The 5,792-nt window shown below is 66.3% G+C and carries 4 protein-coding genes; 2 read left to right on the top strand and 2 right to left on the bottom strand.

Annotated features, from left to right (window positions below; translation table 11 throughout):
• Window positions 1–1,743, top strand: a 1,743-nt coding sequence (gene uvrB, locus PKH97_RS12920; RefSeq protein WP_324387903.1) for an excinuclease ABC subunit UvrB, incomplete at its 5' end; no start/stop codon positions are given.
• A 141-nt stretch (window positions 1,744–1,884) separates the two neighbouring features.
• Here uvrB and PKH97_RS12915 read toward each other — a convergent pair.
• Entirely contained in the window at window positions 1,885–3,498 is a 1,614-nt protein-coding gene (locus tag PKH97_RS12915; RefSeq protein ID WP_324387902.1) for a cell wall-binding repeat-containing protein, read from the bottom strand.
• Window positions 3,499–3,944: 446 nt separating this feature from the next.
• On the opposite strand from PKH97_RS12915, the gene PKH97_RS12910 reads away from it, so the two are divergent.
• Window positions 3,945–4,964 (top strand): TerC family protein, encoded by a 1,020-nt coding sequence (locus PKH97_RS12910; protein ID WP_324387901.1) that lies wholly within the window; start codon window positions 3,945–3,947, stop codon window positions 4,962–4,964.
• A gap of 61 nt (window positions 4,965–5,025) precedes the next feature.
• On the opposite strand, the gene PKH97_RS12905 is transcribed toward PKH97_RS12910, so the two are convergent.
• The coding region (locus tag PKH97_RS12905) for an EamA family transporter (protein ID WP_324387900.1) at window positions 5,026–5,792 on the bottom strand (767 nt) is incomplete at its 5' end.

The following is a 5,792-nucleotide window of genomic DNA, read 5'->3' as shown; positions in this document are numbered from 1 at the left end:
TCGATCAACGACGAGGTCGAGCGGCTGCGCCACAGCGCGACCAACTCGCTGCTGACCCGGCGCGACGTCGTCGTCGTCGCGTCGGTCAGTTGCATCTACGGCCTCGGCACCCCGCAGGAGTACGTCGACCGCATGGTCCGGCTCCGGGTCGGTATGCCGATCGAGCGCGACGCGTTGCTGCGCCGGTTCGTGGAGATGCAGTATGTCCGCAACGACCTGTCCTTCACCCGAGGCACCTTTCGGGTGCGCGGCGACACGGTCGAGATCATCCCGGTCTATGAGGAACTGGCCTTGCGGATCGAGTTCTTTGGTGACGAGGTCGAGCGGATCTATACCCTCCATCCGGTCACCGGTGAGGTGGTTCGCGAGGAGACCGAGATGTATGTCTTCCCCGCCACCCACTATGTCGCCGGGCCCGAGCGGATGGAGCGCGCGATCACCGGGATCGAGAAGGAGTTGGCCGATCAGCTCGCGCTCTTCGAGAAGCAGGGCAAGCTGCTGGAGGCGCAGCGGCTGCGGATGCGCACGACCTATGACATCGAGATGATGCGGCAGATCGGTTCTTGCAGCGGTATCGAGAACTATTCAATGCACATCGATGGCCGGTCCCGTGGGTCGGCGCCCAACTGCCTACTCGACTATTTCCCCGATGACTTCTTGCTGGTCATTGACGAGTCGCACCAGACGGTCCCGCAGATCGGCGCGATGTACGAAGGCGATATGTCGCGCAAGCGCACGCTGGTCGACCATGGTTTCCGCCTGCCGAGCGCGATGGACAACCGGCCGCTGATGTGGGAGGAATTTCTCGACCGGATCGGGCAGACCGTGTATCTGTCGGCGACGCCAGGTGACTACGAGATCGCCAAGAGCGATGGCGTCGTCGAGCAGGTCATCCGGCCGACCGGGCTGATCGACCCCGAGGTCATCCTCAAGCCGACAAAGGGCCAGATCGATGATCTGCTCGACCAGATCGCCCAGCGCGCCGAGCGCGACGAGCGCGTGCTGGTCACCACGCTGACCAAGAAGATGGCCGAGGACCTGACCGACTATCTGCTCGAGAAGGGCGTGCGGGTGCGCTATCTGCACTCCGACATCGACACGCTGCGTCGCGTGGAGTTGCTGCGCGAGTTGCGCCTCGGGGAGTTCGACGTGCTCGTGGGCATCAACCTGTTGCGTGAGGGCCTGGACTTGCCGGAGGTCTCCCTGGTCAGCATCCTCGACGCCGACAAAGAGGGTTTCCTGCGCTCGGCCCGCTCGCTGATCCAGACCATCGGCCGAGCCGCCCGTAACGTCTCGGGGCAGGTCCACATGTATGCCGACAAGATCACGCCGTCGATGGCCAATGCGATCGAGGAGACCAACCGGCGCCGCGAGAAGCAGGTCGCCTACAACCGCGAGCACGGCATCGACCCCGAGCCGCTGCGCAAGAAAATCGCCGACATCACCGACCTGCTCGGGCGTGAGGACGCCGACACTGACGCCCTGCTCGGATCCGGCCGAAGCCAGACGCGCGGTGTGCGCGGGGCCGGGCGCGGTGGGCGCGGCGCAATGATGGCCGACACCGGCCAAGCGGCGTCGGTCAAGGGGCTGCCGGCAAGCGAGCTCGCCTCGCTCATCCACGAGCTCACCGACCAGATGCACGCTGCTGCCGCTGAGCTGCGCTTCGAGGTCGCGGCCCGGTTGCGGGATGAGATCGGTGACCTGAAGAAGGAGTTGCGTCAAATGCACGAGGCGACCAAGTGACCCCCGAGGAGATCGCGGCCTACGCGCTCGCGAAGCCGGCGCGTGGCCGGATCAGCCGTGGGAGGGCGACCACGTCGCCAAGGTGGCCGACACGATCTTCCTGACGTCGAAAGGCCGGTTCAGGGGTGTCGAAAGGCCGGTTCAGCCGTCCATGAGGTCCGAGACGGTCGTGACGGTCACCCCGCGGGCGCGAAGGGTCGAGATGATCGTCGGCAGGGCAGCGCCGGTGTTGTATCCCCCGAGGTGGTTGAGCACGATCGTGCCGGCCGGTGGAGTGGGATTCAGGACGGCGTCGAGGATGTCGGCGGTGCTCGTTCCCGGATCCCAGTCCGCCGTGTCCCGACTCCACATCATGGTTTTCGGGTAGCCCACCGACGTGGCGAGCGACTGGACGCGGGCGTCGGACGAGCCGAAGGGCGGTCGCCAATAGGGCCGCACAGTCATACCGGACAGGCCGCGAAGCACCGTTTCGGCGTCGCTTAGTTCGGCCCGGACGAAGCTGTCTGTCATCGGCACCTGGCACGGGGCAGCCGTCGGAGAACCACCGCCCCCACGCACCAGGTCGCAATGGTGGACGGTGTGATTGCCGATCTCGAAGAGTTCAGGGTGCGCGGCGATCAGGGCCATCACGTCGTGGCCCTCGGGAGTGTCGGCCATGATTGAGGTGGGGAAGAAGGTCGTGCATACCTGGTGGTCGATGAGGTAGCGCACGATGTCGGCCGCGCCGGTCATCCGTCCACCCATGTCGAAGGTGTTGGCGATCTTCTGACCGCTCACGCCGGCGACAGCACTGATCACCTCAGTCCGTCCGTCGGTAGGAGCGAATCCCGCCCAGCACACCCCGAGTTCCTTCTGCACCAACCGCGGAATCTCGATGGGCACCGATGCCGTGCCACCGAGCAGGTATGCCGTGTCCGGACCGAGCCGAGTCAGTTCGGCGTCCGTGCCCGGCGGGAGACCGTGGTCGCGGGAGAGCAGGATCGGGCCCCGGGTGACGACTGCGGCCGCGCTCCCGGCGAGGGCGTCCGGGTAGTTGGCCCCGGTGGCCACCATCAGGCCCGGCCGGTCGGACCCGAAGACCCGCTTCGCGATGGCCAGTGCTGTCGAATACCGGTCTGCGCCCCAGACACGCTCGATGGGGGCGATCTGACCGAGCGCGTCTGCGACTGTCGACGAGACCGAAGCCGGGCCGCCGAGGAGCAGGATCCGGCCGGGGGAGAGGCGCCGCAACTCCGCCTCGGTGGTGGCCGGGAGCTGTGCGGTGTCGGTGAGCAGCATCGGTGATCCATCGACGGCCGCAGCCGCTCCGCCTGTCAATCCGTCCGGCCAGACCCGGCCGGAGGCGACATAGACGGTGCGCAGCGGGCCGGTGAAGGCACGGGCACTCGCCGCTGCCGCCACCTCGAACCGGTCCGCACCGCCGATCCGTTCGACGACGCCCTCGTCGGTCCAGTTCGACCCGAGCTCCCGCACGATCTCCTCGCTGATCGTGGACGGACCGCCGAAGACGAAGATCATCGACGGCTGCAGGCGATCTAGTTCGGCGGCCGTCACCGACGGAATGTGGTCGCGCTTGACGAAGAGGACCGGCATACCGCCGTCCGCCGCAAGGGTGCCGGCGGCGATTCCATCGGCATACGCCTCGCCACTCGCGACGGCCACCACGCCCGATCCGGCGGGGTGAAAGCGCCGGCTGATCGCCGCGGCCGCGGCATACCGGTCGGTACCGCTGAGCCGCTCGATCCGAAAGTCCAAGTTCCCGATCTGCGCGGCCGAGGCGGTCCTCGGCGAGCCCGCCAGCCCAGCGCCCGAGGAGGGTGACGCAACCCCCGCGCTCACCCCGACAGCGACAGCCAGGATTGTGGCGACCGCGATAGCCACCGCGCGTGGCGAGGTCCTGCGCCGTGGTGAGGCGTTTTGCGCGTCCCAAGTCATCGTCAGTCTCCTCGCCGTGATCGTCGCCCTTGACACGTGTGTGACCCTCGATCGGTTGACCGGAATGTGTGCGCAGATTCGACCCACTGCCCGCGCAGTGGTTCAATAGTGTTCGTGCCTCGCCCGTGCGGGGTGCCCTGAAGGGGAGTATCCCCCAAGCGCCTGCCTCGTCATCACGGCCCACCGGCCCGGGGCGGTGGCCCGATCTACCTCGGGCGGGAGAGACCTTCGGACTGATTTCCGTCACGTCCGAAAGGCGACCCCAATTGGTTCACGCATTAGCAACGGCGAATGCCACACAACTCGACCTGCCCACGTGGGTCTGGTTCTTGACCATCGGCGTCGCCGCAGCGGTGCTTGCCTTCGACGTCATCTGGATTGCCCGCAACCCGCACCGCCCGAGCACCAAGGAACTTGTGCTCGCGCTGTCGGGCTATATCGGAGCAGCCGTGATCTTCGGTATCGCGCTCTTCGCGATGAAAGGGGGCAAACTGGCCGGGGAGTTCTTCGCCGGCTGGCTGACCGAGTATTCGCTCAGCGTCGACAACCTCTTCATCTTCTTGCTGATCATGGCGAACTTCGCGGTGCCGGAGCGTCTCCAACAGTTTGCGCTGATGGTCGGCATCGTCATCGCCATCGTCCTTCGCGGCCTGTTCATCTGGGCCGGTGCCGCGGCGATCAACAACTTCTCGTGGGTCTTCTACATCTTCGGCGCGTTCCTCATCTACACCGCCTGGAAGTTGGTCGGTGAGGGGGAGTCCGACGACGACGAGTACGAAGAGAACACATTCATGAAGTTCGTCGAAAAGCGGATCCCCTCGACGAAGGAGTACCACGGCACCTCGATGTTCGCCCGCCTGGACGGCAAGCGGCTGGCCACGCCGATGCTCTTCGTCATCCTTGCGCTGGGCACCACGGACCTGCTTTTCGCCCTCGACTCGATCCCCGCGATCTACGGACTGACCAAGGAGCCCTACATCGTCCTGGTCGCCAACCTCTTTGCCCTGATGGGGCTGCGCCAGCTCTATTTCCTGCTCGGTGGCCTACTGCAGAAGCTCGTCTATCTCAGCATCGGGCTGGCCGTGCTGCTGGCCTTCATCGGCGTCAAGCTGCTGCTCCACGCGCTGCACACCAACGAGTTGCCCTTCATCAACGGCGGCGAGAACATTCACGTCCCCGAGATCCCCATCTCGGTCTCCCTCGGTGCGATCGTCGTCATCCTCGGCGTCACCACCATTGCCAGCCTCTGGAAGTCCAAGCGCGACGCGGCCTCCCCGGACGCCTAGCGGCCCCGGGCGCTGACAGCTTTCCCGCCCGATTCCACAAACCCCTGCGTATGGCGCCCGATCAGGTCGCGGCGGCCTCGGCCGGGTCCTTCTCGGCGTTGCCGCCCATGATCAGGATGCTGGCGCCGACTACCAGTGCCATGCCAACCAGTTGCAGCGTATGGAGGCGTTGGTCGAGCACGATCAGGCCGGCCAGCGCTGCGAAGGCCGGCTCCAGGCTGAGCAGGATCCCGAACACGGCCGCGCGCATTCGGCGCAAGGCGAGCAGTTCGAGGGAGTAGGGGAGCAGGGACGAGAGCACGGCGATTCCTAGGCCCTTCGCGAGCCAGGGGGTCGTCCACTCATCGATGGTGAGCACGCCGAAGGGGGTCACCAGGGCCGACGCGACCACCATCGCGATGGCCAGCCCGTCGAGCTTGGGAAAGGCCGCGCCTGTCCGGCCGCTGAAAATGATGTATGCCGCCCAGCACGCCCCCGCGGCGAGAGCCAATCCGATCCCGGTCCAGTTGAGTTCCGCCAACGGGACGTGGAGGGCTTCCGAAATCAGGACGACGCCCGTGCCCGCGGCCACGACTGCAATTAGGTCCCGGGGTCGCCGGGACAGCACCGTCGCGAGAGCGAGCGGCCCGAGGAACTCGATCGTCACGGCGACGCCGATGGGCAGATGTGCGAGAGAGCCATAGAAGGTGAAGTTCATCAGGCCGAGGGCAAGGCCGAAGCAGAGCACCGTCGCCCAGTCCGCGCGCGAGTAGCCACGCACCCGTGGCCGGATGATCGCGACCAGGATGACGGTCGCGAAGAGCAACCGCATCGTCACCGAACCCGCCG

It is taken from the genome of Nostocoides sp. (genome assembly GCF_035343835.1).
Classification (GTDB): Bacteria; Actinomycetota; Actinomycetes; order Actinomycetales; family Dermatophilaceae; genus Nostocoides_A; species Nostocoides_A vanveenii.
The sequence above is the reverse complement of the archived record's forward strand: the minus strand, read 5'-3'. Positions and strand labels throughout refer to the sequence as shown.